10 protein-coding genes are annotated in these 18,782 nt (G+C 60.6%); 1 reads left to right on the top strand and 9 read right to left on the bottom strand.

Translation table 11 applies throughout. The features are described from left to right. The 8 genes from bktB to AC3FOF_RS33755 all read right to left on the bottom strand — a co-directional run. Positions 1-1,005 (bottom strand): beta-ketothiolase BktB (bktB, locus tag AC3FOF_RS33790; RefSeq protein WP_488729071.1); only part of this gene is annotated, 1,005 nt, incomplete at its 3' end. Positions 1,006-1,418: 413 nt separating this feature from the next. Then, on the bottom strand, positions 1,419-2,696 hold the full coding sequence (locus tag AC3FOF_RS33785; RefSeq protein ID WP_488729070.1) for a CobW family GTP-binding protein: 1,278 nt from the start codon (positions 2,694-2,696) through the stop codon (positions 1,419-1,421). Positions 2,697-3,008: 312 nt separating this feature from the next. Further along, positions 3,009-3,893, bottom strand: a complete 885-nt coding sequence (locus AC3FOF_RS33780; RefSeq protein WP_488729069.1) for a hypothetical protein — start codon at positions 3,891-3,893, stop codon at positions 3,009-3,011. Then, positions 3,890-6,166 (bottom strand): hydantoinase B/oxoprolinase family protein, encoded by a 2,277-nt coding sequence (locus AC3FOF_RS33775; protein ID WP_488729068.1) that lies wholly within the window; start codon positions 6,164-6,166, stop codon positions 3,890-3,892. The genes AC3FOF_RS33780 and AC3FOF_RS33775 overlap by 4 nt, the downstream gene beginning before the upstream one ends. Positions 6,167-6,211: 45 nt before the next feature. Further along, entirely contained in the window at positions 6,212-8,347 is a 2,136-nt protein-coding gene (locus AC3FOF_RS33770; protein WP_488729067.1) for a hydantoinase/oxoprolinase family protein, read from the bottom strand. Positions 8,348-8,457: 110 nt separating this feature from the next. Further along, the gene (locus AC3FOF_RS33765) at positions 8,458-8,844 is read right to left on the bottom strand and encodes an acetone carboxylase subunit gamma (protein WP_017226736.1); all 387 of its coding nucleotides are present in this window, start codon (positions 8,842-8,844) and stop codon (positions 8,458-8,460) included. Positions 8,845-8,860: 16 nt separating this feature from the next. Then, positions 8,861-10,798: a hydantoinase/oxoprolinase family protein gene (locus tag AC3FOF_RS33760; protein ID WP_488729066.1), complete on the bottom strand. Its 1,938-nt coding sequence runs from the start codon at positions 10,796-10,798 to the stop codon at positions 8,861-8,863. Positions 10,799-11,706: 908 nt separating this feature from the next. Next, positions 11,707-13,776: a sigma-54-dependent Fis family transcriptional regulator gene (locus AC3FOF_RS33755; protein WP_488729065.1), complete on the bottom strand. Its 2,070-nt coding sequence runs from the start codon at positions 13,774-13,776 to the stop codon at positions 11,707-11,709. 1,090 nt (positions 13,777-14,866) lie between these two features. On the opposite strand from AC3FOF_RS33755, the gene AC3FOF_RS33750 reads away from it, so the two are divergent. Then, on the top strand, positions 14,867-17,713 hold the full coding sequence (locus AC3FOF_RS33750) for a winged helix-turn-helix domain-containing protein (RefSeq protein ID WP_488729064.1): 2,847 nt from the start codon (positions 14,867-14,869) through the stop codon (positions 17,711-17,713). A 171-nt stretch (positions 17,714-17,884) separates the two neighbouring features. On the opposite strand, the gene AC3FOF_RS33745 is transcribed toward AC3FOF_RS33750, so the two are convergent. Then, positions 17,885-18,661, bottom strand: coding sequence for a MipA/OmpV family protein (locus AC3FOF_RS33745; RefSeq protein WP_017226731.1), 777 nt, complete (start codon positions 18,659-18,661; stop codon positions 17,885-17,887). Positions 18,662-18,782 lie beyond the last annotated feature (121 nt).

Below are 18,782 nucleotides of genomic sequence, written 5' to 3'. Positions count from 1 at the left end.
ATCCAGCCCGAGCGCCTTGGTGACGGCGCAGGCCTGTGCGGCAAAGGCCTCGTTGGCTTCGATCACGTCGAGGTCGGCCACGGTCAGGCCAGCGCGTTCCAGCGCCTTCTTCGTGGCCGGCACCGGGCCGATGCCCATGGTCTTGGGATCGACGCCGGCATGCGCGTAGGAGACCAGGCGGGCCAGCGGCTTGAGGCCGCGTTTCTCGGCCTCGGCACGCTCCATCAGGACCACGGCGGCGGCGGCGTCGTTCAGGCCCGAGGCATTGCCCGCGGTAACCGTGCCATTCTCCTTGACGAAGACCGGCTTGAGCTTGGACATGTCCTCCATGACCGCGTCGTGGCGCACGTGCTCGTCGGTGTCGAAGGTGACGTCGCCCTTGCGGCCCTTCAGCGTGACCGGCAGGATCTGGTCCTTGAAGTGACCGGCGCGGATCGCCGCCGACGCACGGCGATGCGACTCCAGCGCGGCCTCGTCCTGCTGGATGCGGCTGATGTCGTATTCCTTGGCCACGTTCTCGGCGGTGACGCCCATGTGGATGCCATGGAAGGGATCGTGCAGCGCGCCCAGCATCATGTCGAGCATCTTGGCGTCGCCCATGCGCGCCCCCCAGCGTGCCGACTGCGCCAGGTACGGCGCACGGCTCATGCTTTCCGCCCCGCCGCCGATGGCCACGTCGGTATCGCCCAGCAGGATGGACTGCGCCGCGCTCACGATGGCCTGCAGGCCCGAGCCGCACAGGCGGTTGACGGTCAGTGCCGGCGCGTCGATGGTGACGCCGCCCTCCACTGCCGCCACCCGGCCGAGGTACATATCCCGTGGTTCGGTCTGGATCACGTTGCCAAACACCACATGGCCGACATCGTCACCGCTGACCTGGGCGCGGGCCAGTGCTTCACGCACCACCATGGCACCCATCTGGGTCGGGGAAAGATCCTTCAGGCTGCCGCCGAAGGTACCGATCGCGGTCCGCACGCCGCTCACCACCACCACTTCACGTGTCATCTCTCATCTCCACAATTTCAGTTGCCAGGCGCAGTCCAGTTTCACGTGCCGGTGCGCGGCGTTGTCCCAAGCGAGGAGCGGCAGGCGATGGTGCCGCTTTCGCACACATTTGAAGCGTTGCCTAGGGCGAATGCAACCTCGGGGCCAGTTGCATCGGGACTTCCGAACGGGCCGCCGAGCGCCCATTCAGCTCAAGGGGCGACCCGCAGTATCAGCGACGAGCAGATTCTGTCCGGGGGCGAGGCCCCCCGCTGCTCTGCCCGACGCAGACCGCATCGGCCTCGGCAGCAAATGCACGCCAGCCCTTTGCCGGCCACTTGACCTGGATGATCAGCGACTCCATCTCATCCTCGCCCGGACTGCGGACCGGCCACGGTCCACTGTCCTCGTTGGATACACCCATACGGTTCCCTTCAGCGGTCGTTGGTCAGGGTACGGAAGTGCCGTGGCTGGATCAGCCATGCGTCATGCTGCACCGTCGAAGATGCAATCATCGGTACACGCTGCGAGAGCCAGCAGCGTGTCGGCAGCTCCCAGTCGGCGACACTTGCGCGTAGCGCGGCGATGTCACTGGGCAGGTCGGCGAACGTGGCGCGGATCGCCTCAATCTGCGCCGAAGCGAGATTCCGGACGATGAAGACTAGCCGCCCGCGACCATCCTCAAACGGCCTTTCGTGCGGCCAGGCCCGCAAGCGCACCGGCGGATAGGCCACGTCCTGCACGCACTGTACGACCCGGGGGTGCGCATCGCCTGCCACGCACATCAAGCCTTTGGCACGCAGCAACGCAGCACCATGCCGGCGCAGGATCTGCCCCATCGCGACCGCGAAGCCGAACCACGGCACTGGCCGGTCGAAAGTGATGACGAAGCTGTGAACATGGGCACTATGGCGTCCGCGCTTGTGCGCTTGAGGCAGATAGCGTCCTGATCTGGGCACCTCACCGCCACTGATACCCCCTGCGGCCTCGCTCTGGCGCGCAATCTCGGCGCCCAGCCACGCCTGCAAACTAGGTGCCAGGTCGGTGCGACCGTAGACACCGGTGGATGACAGTAACACGCCAAGATCGGCAACACCGTGACGCACCTGAACACGGCTCGCCTGTGGGTTTAGCGACTGCAACTCCTCCTCAAGCCGCCCCAGTTCCGCCGTAGACGCCTGGTCGCATTTGGTGATCAGCACCCGGTCGGCTGCCATGATCTGTCGCCGACTCTCGGCGTATTCGTGCAACTGCTCCAGCCCATGGGTCGCCGAGATCGCCGTGATGACCTCAGCGCACACATAACGCGCACAGACAAAGGGCTCTTCCATCAGTGTGTAGAGCACCGGCACCGGGTCCGCAAGACCGGTGGTCTCGATCACTACACGCGTGATCGGCGCAATCTCGCGGCGGGCGACACGCGTGAACAGGCTCTTCAGCGCGGCGACCAGATCTCCCTGCATATTGCAACATAGGCAGCCCGAGTCGAGCAGCAACATCCGGTCGCTGACGGCGTCGACAAGGTGATGATCGATGCCGACCTCGCCGAACTCGTTGACCAGTACAGCCACGCCAGCCATGCCTGGCTGGTGGACCCAATGGTTCAGCAAAGTGGTCTTGCCCGCGCCCAGGAAGCCGGTGAGCAGGCTGACCGGAATGCGATCGACAGGGACCTTGCCCGCTACGGGCGGCGTGGCGGAAATGAGATTCATCGAAAACCCTCCTGAAAAGCGGGATGTCAACGCAGGTACGATCCCTGGCTGGAGTAACGTCTTAGACAGGGGGACTAGCCCCCCCGCCAAATAGATCAATCGGACCGTGGCCAGCATCAGGCAGACCAGCACACCTCCATCCACCAACGGCTGTCCAGTGCCGGCCAGCACTGCTGCCAGTGTCAGCGCCAGAATCGGCAGCATGCCGCCGACTATGACACGCCTGTGGATGCAGCCCGAATGCATTCGCAGGACGAAGCCGCCCCGCTCCTGCGGGCGCCTTCGTTGATAACTGGCACGGCATGAACAGCATCACGCCGAAAGGGCTCGCAGACGCGCCAACATCTCAAGCACCGCCTCGGGTCGCAGCCCCGGCGCGATCTCAACGAATTGGAATTGTCCGGTCGGAGCCGGTGCAATGGCCTGTCCGGCCGCAAACGCCGCACTGATGTCGCTTCCGAACGGAAGTGAGCCGTCATAGCCTCCAGCCCCGGCGATCACCGCGTCGAGCCCGGCCATCGCCTCGGCCGGCACCTGGGCAAAAACGGGCAGCCGCAGCGCCACCGACCAGCGATAGTGCCGCGCAACGTTGATCACCGACCGGTAAGGCTCGACAAAGTCCGACCCGAGGTCTCTGTCATCCGCCTGCTCCTCCAGCAGCAGGCCCGAGATCGGGAAGGTCGAGACCGAGCGGATCAGGTCGGCCACGTACATCGCCGCATCCTCAACGGAATCGAGGTCGAGGTCGAGGTCTTCGTCGGCGCCACCGGCCAGCCGGTTGGTATGCATCAGCCACGCGCGCGGCGATGGCATCGCCAACACGAGCGGCGTCTGCCCACGCAAGTGCGCCAGCACCGCCTCTACCACTTCAGCCAGCACTGCCTTGGGTGCCGCGGGCTCCAGCAGCTTGCGCAGCGCCGTCGCCGGCCGGCGACGGCTTCCAAGTCGAGCCGCGAGCCCGCCCTCGCGCCTGCTCCAGGCTTCGAAGAGATCACCGACCTCGATAACCGCCACGTCCGGCTTCAGCAGGCCGTGTGCTTGTGAGAAGTAGGCCAGGAAGCCCGCGGCACTTCCCCACGGGTCCGCATCGTCCGCGCCGAGCAGCAGGCGCTTCGTGTAGGCCGAGGATTTCAGCCACACACGGATCGCGCTACTGCCCGCCGAGCGCGGCAACAACTCGGCGAATGGCGTGCTCATTGCTTCGCGTCCTTCAGCACGCCGGCAACGGCCAGTCGGGTTTCCAACTCCTCGATGCGCACGTCCTTGGGATTGCGCATGTAGTTAGGCTTGGGCTCCCTTGCGCTGCGAGTGTTATCGGCGCTGCCAACGTAGAGCGTGTCCACGTCATCGCCCCAACAGCCGAAATACTGCATGTGCGACGGCGGCTTGGGCTGGTTCCACGTCTTGACGAATTCCTTGAACGGCACGCTGCGAGCGATACGCGCCTTGCGCTCATCATCGCGCGCGGCCTGCGTTGCCTCGTGATTGATAGCCAGTGTCGCCGGGTCGAACTTCACCTTGTAGAGCCGCTCGGCTACGCCCGGAGAGATCAGGCCGTCCTCAATGTCCTTGATGACACCAGCCGGGTCACGCTCCAGCAGGTCGCCATAGCCGGCGCCTGCTCCTTGCGAGATCATGAAAAGCTCGCCTCGCTTGGATATCTCGAATCCCATTCCCATGTGGTGGGTGGTATAGCTTGCGCCCTCGAACGGCTGCTCGTTCATGATCTCCTCAATCGAGTGCTTGAACTTCTCCGGCTCGTTCATCAGTACGTCGTACACATCGACGTCCTTCACCTTGCAAAGTGGATATGCGCCGCAGGCGTAGCCACCAAACAGGCCCTGGATGGGCGGGATCTTGGCACCCTGGCAAACGGTCATGAAGCCCCACTGGTCGCTGTCCTTGGTGGCCACCATCATGGTGTAGCCCTGACCACCGCGGTACTTGCCGGGGGCGATGGCGTCCCGCGTCATCTTCTTCGAGACGAGTTGAAGGAACGGCACTTCCTCCTCATTCAGTTCCTGCTCGCCGATGTCTGCCATGGTCGCGAAGATCGGCGCCAACGCATGCTCGCCGTCGCGATCGACCGTCGCACCCGCGCCCATGCCATTCAGGTCCGCGCACAGATTGCCCAGCGTCTCGCCGTGCTGGCTGACCCCACCCCAGATGAAGGTGTTGATCATGTTGAAGGTTGGCGCATGAACCTTGGTGTACTTCTCCGGGCAGCTGTAGAGGAACTTGGCCACCGCATGTTGACCGGCGGTGAAGCCGGTAAAGATCGACATCAGGCTCTGCGAGTTCGGCGCTGCATACGAGCAGTTGACGATCGAATGCGGATCGGTGATGACCTCGATTGGCGCGAACGCCGCCTGGCCGCGCGGCAGATCCGGCCAGACATAGCACAGGAAGACCTGTGCCAGCATACCCTTGAGCCCGGCGACGATCGTGTTGGTGGCGCGATTGGTGAATTCCGGGCTGGATCCTCGGAAGTCGAAGATCAGCCTATCGCCAGTCTTGGTGAGCTGGCAATTGATTCTCACCACGCAGTTCTCGCGCAGCGTCGAGTCCTGGATGATATAGGTGCGCACCGTCATGTCAGGCCACTCGCTAATGCGGCGCTTGACCTCGGCACGGACATTCTCCATTGTCAGGCGCAGCGTTGAAACCAGAGCCTGTGGGCCATCGGTATTCAATGTCTCCTCGAGGCGCTGCTTAATGCGCAGGCAGGCAAAGAGCTTGACTTTCATATCCTCGTACTGCAGCTTGGGCTCGCGCACAGAGTTCTGCAGGAAGGTCAGGATGTCGCGCTTGATCTGATAGTTTTCAACCACCTTAAAAGGCGACATCTTCAGCCCCTCGTCGCAAGGGCTCTCGGCCATCGAGGGCATGCCGCCGGGCTCAATGGCGCCGTTCTCACCCTCATGCACCGTGGACGCGACCCAGCATACCAGCTTCCCTTCGTGAAAGATGGGCAGGATCATGCTCTGGTCGGTATTGTGGACGTTTCCGTAGCGTGAGTCGTTGTGGATGAATCCGTCGCCCTCGCGCACGCCCACAGTCGGGTCGTTCATCCAGTTCTTGACGATGAACTTGATCGGATGGTGCACCAGTGCCGAGAAGATCAGCACCCCGCCCGCACTGGCAATCGCCAGATCGCCCGAGGCGGAATACACACCGGTGATCACGTCGCCCCACTTGGCGCCGGGTGCTGCGCCCATCTGCTCGACCATCTCGTAGCCCTCGTCGCAGCCTGCCTGGATGCGGTCGCGGATCTTGGCGACAGTGTGGGCGTCGCTGACCTGTTGGATGGCTACGTCCTCGTCCGCCGTGCGCGGCATTAGGTCGTGGTTCTGCATAATCTCGGGGTCGGGCCCGAGGAACAGCGTTGTGTCGTTGAGAAATTTCTTGATCAGCGCCACTTCCTCGGCGCTGGGCGTCTTTGCCTTGACCGGCACATTAAGTTCGCTCATGTTCAGTCCTGCAATTGTGAGTGTTGGATGACGTTGCGGCCGCGCTCAGGCACGCAGAAACCAGGAGGCGCCCTGGCGCGCTGCGACGAAATTCCATCCTGGGTTGACCAAGAAGGTAGTCACCTCGGAAGCGACAACGGCCGGCCCCGAGATCTGCACACCCGGCTTGATGTCGGCGCGGTTCCACACCGGGGTGTCTAGCGAACCCTGATGGCCCACGAAGTAGCACTTTCGCGAGCTAGCCGGAGGCGGCGGCACCATGCGCTGCTCGGGAGGTAGTGGTTTGATGTCCTCGAACTGCACCGTTTCATGCCGCACGAAGGCCGCCACGCGGATGGTGTTGATGCGAATGCCCGCCTCGGGTGCCTGCGAACCCTCGCCGAAGCGCTTGCCGTAATCATTTGAGAACTGCGAAATCAGTGCCAGCACGTCGCCAGGGCCATGCACCTCATGATTGGGAATCACCGCCGTGGTCTGCACCAGCTGATTGCCGTATCGCATGTCCAGTTCCAGGTTGTGGCAAATATCCTCGCGCGAAGCGCCTTGGCGTAGCAAGTCCTGCGTGCCCAATTCCTTTAACTCGGTGACGATGCTGTTGAAGCGGTCGTAGTCATCGAACAGGTGACGGGTGTTTGAGTCGTACAAGACCATGTACAGCGACTGCTCGTGGATATGCAGTTGATGCATGTTGCCGGCGCCCACCGCCGAGAACACTGAGCTGAGCGGCGGCGCCAGGATCTTGTCGATAGCCAGATTCTGTGCGATGCCACAGCAGTGCAGAGGGCCATTGCCGCCGTAGGCCAGCATCGTGAAGTCTCTCGGGTTGTAGCCACGTGCGCGCAACTCGGTGAACAACCCGTTTGCCATGTTGTCGTCCACCTTCTCGCGGACTAACAGCGCCGCTTCGATGACCGAGCAGTCGAGGTCGTCACAGAGCGTGTCTTCGATTGCCGCCTTGGCACGGCGCGGGTTTAGCGGGATCGATCCGCCTGCGTAGTTTTTCGGGTCCAGATAGCCCAACACAAGGTCTGCGTCCGTCACCGTCGGCCGCATGCCGCCGCGATCATAGCAAGCAGGACCGGGGTCGGAGCCAGCCGATTCCGGACCGCACTTGACGGTGTTGTACATGCGGTCATAGCTGGCAATCGAGCCGCCGCCGGCGCCCAGCGTCACCAGGTGCACCATGGGCACCGACACCAGCCAACGGTCGATCACCGGGTTGAAGTCGTAGTGCTTGATGCCGCCGTCAACGACGATGCCGATGTCGTAGCTGGTGCCGCCCATGTCGGTGGCCACGACGTTGCCCAGACCGGCCTGCATCGCAAGGTGCTCGGACGCGCCTATGCCAGAGACGGGGCCGGAGTGGATGGTCTGCAGCGCATCGGTCGAGTTCAACTGTGCCATACCGCCGGAATTGTGGATCACCAGCATCGGCTTCTCATAGCGGTGCGCGCGCAGGTTCTGCTCCAACGCCGACAACGCGTGGTACATCGTCGAGTGCAGGTAGCCATCGACGATCGCCGAGGTAGCGCGCACGTACTCACCCTTGCGTCCCGCCACCTGATGCGACAAGATCACAGGGATCGCGCCTAGCAGGTGCGATGGGTATTCCTCCAGCAGGATTTCCTCGATACGCTGCTCGTGTGTCGGGCTCACCACCGCATTGACCAGAGCGACAACGATGATCTCGGCACCCCTGTCCACCAGCAAGCGGATCTGCGTGCGTACATCGTCCTCGTCCAGCGGCATCACCAGCTTGCCCTGAAAATCTACCCGTTCGCGCACACCGCAGATCATGTGTGGCAGCACCAGCGGGTCTGGACGCTGCGCGTTGGGCATGTCCTGTTGGCCGAGGTTGTCCAGACCTTCGCCATAGCCGCGTGCCCGGCTAAGTGGCACCGTGGCTTCAAAGCCAGCCGTCACCAGCATTCCGATCTTTGGGCCCTTGTGCTCGATCAGCGCATTCGTGCCCAGCGTGGTGGCGTAGCGCACCGAATCGACCTGCGACAGAATCTGCTCCAATTGCAGATCCAGCACGTTGCAGGCCTTGCCCAGCGCCTCGTTGAATCCCAACGCCAGATTGTGATGGGTGGTCAGGGCCTTGGCTTCAATGTACTCGCCATCCCAGACTACGAAACAATCGGTGAACGTCCCACCGATGTCGACAGAAACTCGCCTCATGCTATCTCCTCAATTCATGGGTACCGGCGTGCGCCGACCCGGCGGCGGGTGCGCACACCTCCTCCGCTTCGGCTCGCCGAGCCGGTTCAGGTAGTCAGTTCAGCAGGGGTTCAGTGGTTGTGTCCCTGGTCGGGCACGACGGCCGGACCGACCACCGCCTCGCCCATTTCCCCGCGCCGCGCCCACTGTGCTTTCAGGGCGGGCAGGTCCGGCTGCATGTCGTGCAGCGGCGGATGGCCAGGAATCGCATATTCGACTTCGGCCTGCGTGCCGCAGCCCGGGCAGCAATATTCGAGAATCCGCACCCACTCCGGATCGGGGCTGAACGTGAAGCGGTATTTCTCGGGATCGATGATCGGTGGGTGGATCTCGCGCGGATCCCGGTTATGCACCAGCAGCCCTTCCTTGTAGCTTTCGCTGGCCGGTCCGATCACATGCCCACAGACGCGGCACTCCCATTTCTCGGTCTCCAGATCGATCTGGAGATACTCTGTCATTAGCACTTTCATGGCTTCAGCCCTTCCTGTTAAGCAGAATATCGCCGGCATCGCTGATGGCGAATGCCCAGCCATCGAGCACCCGACAGGTGAAATAGTCTTCTTCGAGAATCGCCGGGCCGCTCGCCCAGTCCCCGGCTTTCAATTGCGCCAACTTGTAGACCGGTACGTCAATGCGGCCCCTATCTCGCGTGAGGACGTTGCGCACCCCGTCGGACGGGGCAGGATTGGCCTTAGCGAAGGAGGCAGTCCTGGACGCATTGGTACGCAGCGCCTTGACAGCCTTGAATTCCAGCTCAACCGAGCGGGCTCTGGCGAATGCAGTCGGAAAGACCGGCGGCTCATCGAGCGACTGCACCGCCTCCTCCCCATCTCCCAAATCGGCCACCAGCTTTGCCTCGACCGTGTAGGATCCCGCAGCGCAGCCTTCGGCAAACATGTCACGCGATGCCTTAACCTCCAGTGCGTTGAGCACCTCCTGCAGGCGAGCCGTGCTGTGCTCCCCCAGCGTCACCGTGTAACGCTGCGAGATATCGCAGGCGCCGATGCCGTAGGCGCTGAACACCGCTGCCATCTGCGGAATCGCCACCTGATCAATACCGGCCTTCTCCGCCACACCGCAGGCGTTTAGCGGACCAGCACCGCCGAAGGCGAGCATCACAGTGTCCTTCGAGATCGTTGTGAACCGATGCAATTCGACGGCGATCTTCTCTTCGTAGGCGTGCTCCATCTGCAGAATCGCCTCGTCCGGACTAACCTGCAGCGGCTCGGCGATGTTGATGTAAATGGCAGTCGCAGCGCGATCCAGATCGAGCGCCATATCGCCGCCGAAGTATGACTTCGGGTCCAGCAACCCGCACAGCAAACCGGCGTCGGTGATCGTCGCCTCTTTGCCGCCACGACCGAAGCAGGCCGGGCCGGGCACCGCGCCGACGCTTTCGGGGCCGATGGCGATGCGGCCGTTGACAACCTTGAAAATTGAGCTGCCGCCTGCCCCTGCGCTCAGGATCTCGCACAGTGGGAACGAAACACTGATCCCCTCCACGTGGCCGCGGCGTACCTCGGCAACCGCGCCATTCAGGTACTGGCCGATGTCAGTGGTCGTCCCGCCGACGTCGATTGAAACGGTGTCATTGAAGCCGTAGCGCTTCGAGAAAGCCTTAACACCTTCCATGCCACCGCGCGGGCCGGAACTGTAGGTCTTGATCGCTACCGTTTTGGCAACTCGCGAGGCGTCGCCGTCATTGCGGAAGATCAGCAGCGGATTCTTCGTCCGATAGGAGCGCAGGCGGTTTTCGGCGTTGAACAGGAACGCCTCCATCGCCGGATGGAGAAACGAGTTGATCAGCGCCGTCCAGGTGCGGCGCACCACGTCATGGTCGGAGGTCAGATCGCTACCGTACAGAATCGGTACGGCTCCCAGCAGGTGCCGCGGATACTTGCGCAACGCAATCTTCTTGAAGCGGTCTTCCACCGCGAGGAAATTGCTACCGCCGAAACTCGCCACCAGGCGGTTCGCGCCGTTCGCGGTGAGGTGGTTAATTGCCTTGACCACGTCGATCTCGGCCTGGTCGCCCATCACGGCCGAGGCATCGAGAAAAGCCACGCGGTCGCCGACCAGCGCCTCGAAGACATCCGGGTCATGCTCGGCCAGACGCACCGGCAGATCGCGCGCTTTCGCATCGGCAATTAACCCCAGCCGCGGCCCTTTGCGTTCGCAGATGGCGTTGGTGCCCTGCGTCGTCGAATAGCGGATCAGGTCCACCTCTTCCAGCAGCCGCTTTACGTCCGGCTTTCCGTAGACAATGCCCGATGCCTTTTCCAGCCCCTCAAAAAAACACTTGCTCAGGTCGTATGGGGTGGTCAGGACTTTGGTCTTCCTGACCGTCGAGTCATCCAATATACAGATATCGGTGAGCGTCCCACCGTTATCGATGTTGATTTGCAACGTCATATCGTGCCGTCTCCTAGCGTTGATCTCGCAGTCATTGCCCCCGATGTCCGGGTAGCGTCGGTTGAGTTCCGCAGTCCCTATAATGCGAAACCCGTGCCAGATCTGGAGAGGCCGGCAAAAAAATGCTATCTTCTTGATTTCACTGCGTTTTTACTCCCTTCAGAAAAGACCGTCTCAGATTTACTGTCCGATTCCCGGACAGACATCAGAAGCCTCGCTGGACATTCTGCGACGCAACATCGGGGACTGGAAGTGCCGTTATCAAAATACCCGGTAAATACCCTGATGCGGTAATGAATAGGATGCAGCGCTATTCTGAAAACTCGCTGCGATCTTGTTCAGAGCGAGATAGTGGTTGGATTTCCCCGGACAGGCCGATAGGAGCACAACCTCAATCGACGAGGCAAACAGATGACAAGACACCGCCGACAATCCGGTGCCAGCCGAAAGCGAGAAGTCGTGTGGATTTTCAAGGCCCCAGCCCAATCGGCTAAAGAGATATGCCGATGGGCATAGGCGGAATCGTGCGCTGCGTTCTGCTGAGACGCGCTAGTTTTCGACGGCGGCCCATGGTAAACACGATCAACCATTCACGGAGAATGGAATTGATCGGCAGTGCGATTGGCCAGAACAATACAGAGCCCGAGTATCGGATGTCGCGCAGATCTGCACCACCGAGGGCCGGATGTACCAGGCGATGCAAGCGCGCCGCGCGACCGTTTGCAGTACGAACTGCAAGGGATGCTGGGCCTTCCGTTATTGAACGCTGCTTGCTGAATCCGAAGATGGAGAGGCAGCGGCAGTATGCGAATTATGCCGAGGCCCGGCGTGATATCACCTGGTACATTGCCGGGCATCCATAATCCGGTGCGTTTGCATGCACGCCCATGCGATCGATCGCCCCAAGCCTACGAGGCGAAGCTGGCCGCAAAGTAACCCGGTGGCTTACCCGGAATGACTTGACCACCGGACGAGCTGCTGCGCAACTCATCAACTACGCCGTCAAGACCGAAGCGCTCGAGCTTGAGATATAGGGTGCTTCTGGCGATCCCCAGGTGACGCGCCACGGCAGTCATGTTGCCCTCGCACTGCCGGATGGCCTCGTACAGCGCCCCCCGCTCGGCTGCCTCTAGGCGCGTCAGGACACGCGGCCGACGGCCGTTATTGACAGCCATTCGCTCGCGCTCGCCAACCTGGGTCTGAAAAAGCTCCACCGGCAGATCTGCCTCGGTGATCAGGGTAGTGCCCGCCGTCAACAGCATGTTCTCGATCACATTCCTGAACTCCCGCACGTTGCCGGGCCAAGCATAGTGCTGGAGCAGCTCGAGCACGCCAGGCGTCACCTGCACAGACTCGAGTCCGTGTTGCCGCGACAGTAGTTTCAGGTAGTGCTCGACCAGCAAGGGAATATCATCGGCGCGTTCACGCAATGGCGGGATGTTGATGCTGGTGACCGCAATACGATAGAACAGGTCCATCCGGAAGTGGCCATCGCTGATCTGCCTGCGCAGATCACGGTGCGTGGCCGCGATCAGGCGGAAGCTGACCTTGCGAGCCTTGTTCTCGCCAAGGCGATAAACCTCGCTTTCCTCCAGCACGCGTAAAAAATGCGGCTGCAGGTCGATCGGCATCTCACCGATCTCATCGAGAAACAGCGTGCCTCCGTCGGCTGCTTCGATCTTGCCAATCATCCCGCCGCGCTTTGCGCCAGTGAACGAACCCTCGGCATGGCCGAACAGCTCACTGCTAAGCAGCTCACGAGAGAGGCCGCCACAGTTCAGTGCCACGAATGGAGCGCTCTTGTCCACGTTTGCTTCGTGGATGCCGCGCGCAAACACCTCTTTGCCGACCCCGGTTTCGCCGAGCAGCAGCACCGGCACGCGTGACTTTCCCAGATGCCTGGCTCGGGAGATGGTCTGCCGAATCGCCGCGGAGTGGCCGATAACGCGCTCAAATGAGCGGTCGGACGACGCAGCCACCGGCTCAGAAACCGACCAGGCCGTGCCGCGCACGCGCTGGCGGAAGGGCAGTGTCAGCAGCGCCCCAACCTGTCTCCCGCTAACCATCACCGGCTCCAGCCAGTCACGACTCGCCCACGCCGGCAGCGTGATCGGCACGCCGTTGCCACCGATCGTGATCTCGGCCAGCCGCGGTCCTGCAGGGCGACCATCTGCGCGCCCCAGCTCGGTCAGCATCTGCGTAGCGAGACCGTTGGCCTTGATTGCCCTGCCTCTGCGATCAAACAGGATAACGCCATCGCTCATATTGTCCGTAACGCGCTCGATGCAAGCCTCAAGCAGGCTGCAGCGGATGTCCAACTCGGACTGCGCCAGCCTTCCTTCTATGCGCGCCGCCGTCGATACCACCAGCGCCAGCGCGTGGCGGCTGTACGACGTGGTGAGACCCGACACATCGAGCACCCCCAGCGTGCTGTTGTCGAGCGGATCGCGGATCACCGTAGCGGAACACGACCAGCGCTTGATACCCTCGCAATAGTGTTCTGCCGAATGTATCTGCACGGGCTGCCCGATCTCCAGCGTTGTGCCGATCGCGTTGGTGCCGCAGGCCGGCTCGCTCCAGTCGGCCCCCGAGATCAGATGGACGTTCTCCGCGGCGCCCAGCGTTGAGGTATCGCCCTCCAGATTCAGAACCGTGCCGCGGGCATCGGTCAGGACCATCACCGTACCAGTCTCAGTCAGGAAATCTCGCGCCAGTGCCATCACCGGCGTGCTGGCGCCGAGCAATTCGGCGCATTGATCCCGCAGTAGATGCAGCTTGTCCTCGGACATCGGTAGCGGGGCGTTGGCGCGGTCCGGGTTGACGCTGGCTTGCTGGCAGCGGCGCCATGAGTCGTCGATCAGCCGCCGGAGGGTGCTCGAATCGGCTTCGCGGCCGCACTGGAATCGTTCCCAAGCGGACATGACGCGGCCGTCATTCTCCGGTCGCGAGAACATCTGCTCTAAAGCTCTGGTGGGCATTCTGGTTGTCTCCTGCGTATGTCGTTCACTTCTCATCGACCAGAGTCTGATACTTCAGCCGGACAACTGTAGGTTAGAGCTGGCGGCGGATTGGATCACCACCTAAAAGAGTGGTGCAGCTGGATACATTGGGTAGTACTGGTGCTGCGGACAGCACACCCTCCTGAGTCGCAACGTCCCACCTCACTGGCGTCACCTCATTGATTGGCCATCGCCGTGCAGCGCTATGATTGCGCCCGATTCTCATGGTCCAACCTCTTGCTATTGAAAGATTCGCCTGCCTGAACCTGGGATTTTTTTGTTTTTAGACATGATTTATTCCGTTACTATCGCTGCATAACGCCCACCAGGTTCTCTGTCCTCATGGTATTCAGGGACGATCAATGCCTCACCGCCCAATCGGGTAGAAATGGTGAGAAATAGGGGTGGAATGGAAGCGGCCTCGGCTATCCAAATTCTGGAACTGGCGCGCGCCTCCCCCGGCAGAGCCGGGTCAGGTATCAAGCAGCGCGGCGGCAACCTCCGCAAGACTGCCGACGGCAGGTCTCAGTTGGATTTGTGCGCTTCCGTGGAGCGCCAAACATGGTAGCTGGCGCCAGCACAGCGCATCAACTTCAGCCTGCAAGGTGCTTGTATATTCGAAGAATCCTTGCCAGAACGCACCATTTCCGCGGCTGTACTAACTGCGAGCGCCCGCATGTGCTCTCCGCATCACCGTAAAAGTGCTCAGGCCAGTCCATCGTCAGCGCGCGCAAATGGTATGTTTCGCCACCGAGGAAGACTTCACCACTCACACGGGTAACGGCGGCGTAAGGTGGTCAAGCAGCGTTGGGCATGAGCGCGGCAGCTTGGGGTTTTGCGGACTCTGGGGGTGATTTATAGTTAGGGAACCAGGCCCCAAATGCCGCATCGCAGCATGGCCCCACAAAAATTACTGCATCGGAGGCAAGTTGAATGTCAGCGCCCCGCTCAAGGCCCGCCAGTCCGTCGGCGATGTGCACGTTAGAGCTCATATCTCTCCTGCAGCATCAACAATGAAACGTCAGTCGCCGGTCGATTTCCCTCGCATGCAAGACAGAAGACAGACCTCATGACTGAACGTGCAATCAAGTTTCCGCCCACGACGACGGGTGTGGAAAACCCCAGTCAGGAAGAGAATGTCGGAATCCGCCAAAGCCCACTGGTTACAACAAAGCTAAAACCGCCCTTCAATAAGGCGAAGCTGATAGAACGCGCGCGTCTTGTGGAGATTCTCGGACAAACACTGGCCCATAAGCTGGTATTGATCCACGGCCCCGCCGGCTTTGGCAAGACAACGCTAGCAGCACAATGGTACGCACGGCTTTCACAAGAGGGCGCAGTGGTTGCCTGGCTCTCTGTAGATGCGTCGGACAACGACCTTGAGCGCCTTCTTGCCTATGTCGTCGAAGCCATCCGCACCGTTGAGCCGGATATCGGCTCCGGTCTGGCACAAGTGATTGAATCGAATCCTGGCAATGCCACAGAATTCGTCCTGGGTAGTCTCATTAATGAATTCGAGCTTTACGACCAGGAATTCGTGCTGTTTTTGGATGATTGGCACCTAATCAGCGAGCCAAAGATTCATGAGGCATTGGAACTCTTCCTCTCACGCGTTCCACCTAACTTCCATCTGATCGTCGCAAGCCGGACTCGGGTTGGCTTACCGCTAGCGAGGCTCAGGGTACAAAACGAACTCATCGAAATCAATGCCACGGATCTGAGATTCGACTATGAAGAATCGAGCATGTTTATGTCCGATACCAAGGCGCTCGAACTTAGCCCAGCGGATTTAGCGACGTTGTGGCGCAGCACCGAGGGATGGGTCGCGGCACTTCAACTGGCGGCAATATCGTTGCGACGTGTCGGGAACCGGGAGAGCCTCCTACACTGGGCCTCCGGCACACCTCGCGATATCAGTGAATATCTCGCCGAAAATGTGCTGGCCAGCCTGCCCAATGACATGGTCGACTTCCTGCTCAAGACTTCATTGCTAGGACGACTATCTCCTGGGCTGTGCAACGCGGTCACCGGGCGGCAGGACAGCGCACACATCCTGGATGTACTTGAACGGCAGGATCTCTTTCTGCTGCCCTTGGATGAGGATAGGCAGTGGTTCCGTTATCACCACTTGTTCGCCAGGTTCCTGCAGCGAAAACTGGAGAGAGACTTTCCCACACTGATCCCGTCCCTTCATCTTGCCGCCTCAGCCTGGTTTTCTCTGCATGGGCAGACCATGGAGTCTCTGAGTCATGCATTGGCCGCCGGTGAGAAGCATCGTGCGATCGAGCTGGTTGAAAGAGATGCGATGTCGCTGGTGCAGAACAGCTATATGGGCTCCCTCCTCGGCCTCGTGAGCCAACTGCCGAAAGACCTGCTTGTCGACAGACCTCTGCTCCAGACAGCAATAGCGTGGGCTAACTGCCTCACACATCATCCTCACGCGGCAGAGGAGGCACTATCGCATGTTGCACGAGTTGCAGCCAATGCTACTCCCTCAGAAAAAAAGCTTCTGACTCATGAATCTGATGTCATTCGCGCCTGCATTGCTATATATGCGGACGAAATTGATGATGTGGAGCTAATGGTCCAACCATGCCTTGAATCCAGCTCCGAATACCCACCCTGGGTCGTTGGGGTCGCAGCCAATATATTGACTTATCGATACATCCATACTTTCCAGTTTGACAAGGTTCCGCCATTGCAAACTTGGGCGCGCGATTTCCAGGACCGTGCCCAGGGGCTATTCAGTGCGGTATATGGTCGCTGTTTCTCCGGTATCGCAGCCTACTGGTCCGGAAGCCTTCCCCTAGGCAAGAAGAATTTTCTTGACGCATTTGTACTGGCTCAAAAAACCGCCGGAAAAGAATCACATGCCGCCCATCTTTCAGGTTCCCTCTTAGGTCAAGTGAAATACGAGATGAATGAGCTTGAAGAAGCGGAACAGCTCCTTCAAGACAGCCGAGTACTTGGATTCGAAGGCGGAGTTGTTGACTTCTATATAGCGACTTTCATTTCTTCTGCCAGGTTGATGGTTCTGAAGGGTGATCGCGGCGCCGCAAGCATTATCCTCAAGGAAGGTCAGGAAACAGCCAAGCATGTGGGACTCACTCGCCTCGGTGTGGCCGTTGCCTGCGAGCAGGCACGGATCAGCCTCTTGGCTGGAGACATTCACACAGCTGAGCAGATACTGGACAGCTCGCACTTCCAGCAATACGACGGTGAGCCGCCGGCTGCAGGGATAGAGGGGCAAATTTGGGATGCCCTCCAAGTTGCGAGAGCTCGTCTACTCTGTGAGCAGGGTCATCCGGAACAGGCAATCGCTATCCTGCGCATCCAATCTGAGCGCGCCAGAGCAACTGGACGTATGTATCACGAGATCGTAGTGAGTGTCTTGCTGACTATTGCGCTCAGTCTCTCTGGAAATGAATCCGAGGCGGAAGACGTGTTGACAAGAGCGGTAACAGAAGGGGTATCGCTCGGCTTCGTTCGAGTCTTCTTGGACGAGGGACAGCGCGTCATCGGGCTTCTGGAACGGCTACGCGAGAAAGCACGCCGTCACCAGGGGTCATCCGACGCGCTCTCCGATGTCGGCGCTGCAGCAAACCAACTACTCGCGGCTAGCAGAGCACCTGCTCGAGGTCTGCCGCTACAGGTGTCAATGCTGCAGCCAACTCCTAGGCCAAATGCAGGTGACGATTCAAAGCTACCCTTCGATGATCGATTGAAAGGTCGCGAAATCGAAATTCTCAAACTTATTGATCAAGGGCACTCAAACAAAGAGATCGCGCGAGCGCTGAGCATCAGCGTTGATACGGTCAAGTGGTACCTTAAGTCGATATTCAATAAGCTGTGTGTGGCGCGCCGCGGTCAAGCGATTGCTGAGGCGAGAAGGCTACGGCTGCTTGACAAGGCGTGACCGGGCCAGGAGATATAGCGCTTCACTTCACGGCGCGTGTTGGCGCCTGATCCGCCACCATTGCTGCGCAGATGCGCATCGGCGTCCCCCGGGGCGGCGGTGCGTCGATCTGGTGGTACATCAGGATAGGGATACGCGGCGTCATGTCTTGTCTCAGCGAGTCAGTGCCAGTCAGAAGCTGTAGTTGAGAGAAGTCAGCCCGAAGTAGGACTGCTTCGATTGCACGATCGGGCTGTTCGCACTATCGCCCAGCAGCCGGCTCACCCCGAGCACGCTGTTGACGGACCAGGTGCGCGAGATTTCGTAAGTCCAGGCCAGCGAGAGACTGGCACGATCGAATCCCGCCTTCGTGGCATAGGGCCGGAAGGCGCTGCTGGCTGCCTGCGCGTCGGTCACCCCGAAGAACGTCTGTGTATAGCGCCGCGAGCCGAAATGCAGGCTGGGGCTGAAGGTCACCTGGTGGCGTCCGGACGCAAATATCGGCACCTCCAGATCGATATGGCCGCTCAGGCCGCGCTGCCGGTGGGTCAGCGGCACGTCGAGCGTGACGCTCAGCGTGGCGTCGCCATAGATCGGCATGCCGACCTGGAATGCCCCCATGAAGGACCCCGGGATTCTCCCCATGCCTTTCAGGTAATCGGAACCCGGCATATCGAGGCGCTTGCGGTCACTGCGGCCTTCATCATAGTCGAGGGCAAGCGAAGCAAACATGCCGTTGGAGAACTTGTGGCCATAGCCCAGCCCCCCTCGCAACGGACTGATGAAGATGCCATTGCTGAATTCGGCACTGAACAGCGGCGCGAAGATGGGATGGTATTCGTTGCTGCCTTCGTATAGCGGTGCCACGCCAGCGCCCAGTCCCAAGGTATAGACATTCTCGGCGCGCGCACCCGCGCAACCGATGCAGCCGGTAAAAACGGCGCTGGCCCATAAAGACTTTCCAAGCATTCGATTCACCCGTGATCCTCTTGATCGAGCCCCAGAGTCTAGGGAGAGGGCGTACCGCTGTCTGTTGGAAAATCACGGAAATCTGTGCGGAATTGTCTTTGGATTATCCCGACGCCGAGGA

The sequence above is a fragment of the Cupriavidus sp. 96C5-1 genome (genome assembly GCF_057798855.1).
This window is presented reverse-complemented; position numbering and strand designations above follow the sequence as displayed.

Coding starts and splice junctions, on each gene's coding strand:
- AC3FOF_RS33785 (WP_488729070.1), bottom strand. CDS start 2,696: ATGAATCTCATTTCCGCCACGCCGCCCGTAGCGGGCAAGGTCCCTGTC.
- AC3FOF_RS33780 (WP_488729069.1), bottom strand. CDS start 3,893: ATGAGCACGCCATTCGCCGAGTTGTTGCCGCGCTCGGCGGGCAGTAGC.
- AC3FOF_RS33775 (WP_488729068.1), bottom strand. CDS start 6,166: ATGAGCGAACTTAATGTGCCGGTCAAGGCAAAGACGCCCAGCGCCGAG.
- AC3FOF_RS33770 (WP_488729067.1), bottom strand. CDS start 8,347: ATGAGGCGAGTTTCTGTCGACATCGGTGGGACGTTCACCGATTGTTTC.
- AC3FOF_RS33765 (WP_017226736.1), bottom strand. CDS start 8,844: ATGACAGAGTATCTCCAGATCGATCTGGAGACCGAGAAATGGGAGTGC.
- AC3FOF_RS33760 (WP_488729066.1), bottom strand. CDS start 10,798: ATGACGTTGCAAATCAACATCGATAACGGTGGGACGCTCACCGATATC.
- AC3FOF_RS33755 (WP_488729065.1), bottom strand. CDS start 13,776: ATGCCCACCAGAGCTTTAGAGCAGATGTTCTCGCGACCGGAGAATGAC.
- AC3FOF_RS33750 (WP_488729064.1), top strand. CDS start 14,867: ATGACTGAACGTGCAATCAAGTTTCCGCCCACGACGACGGGTGTGGAA.
- AC3FOF_RS33745 (WP_017226731.1), bottom strand. CDS start 18,661: ATGCTTGGAAAGTCTTTATGGGCCAGCGCCGTTTTTACCGGCTGCATC.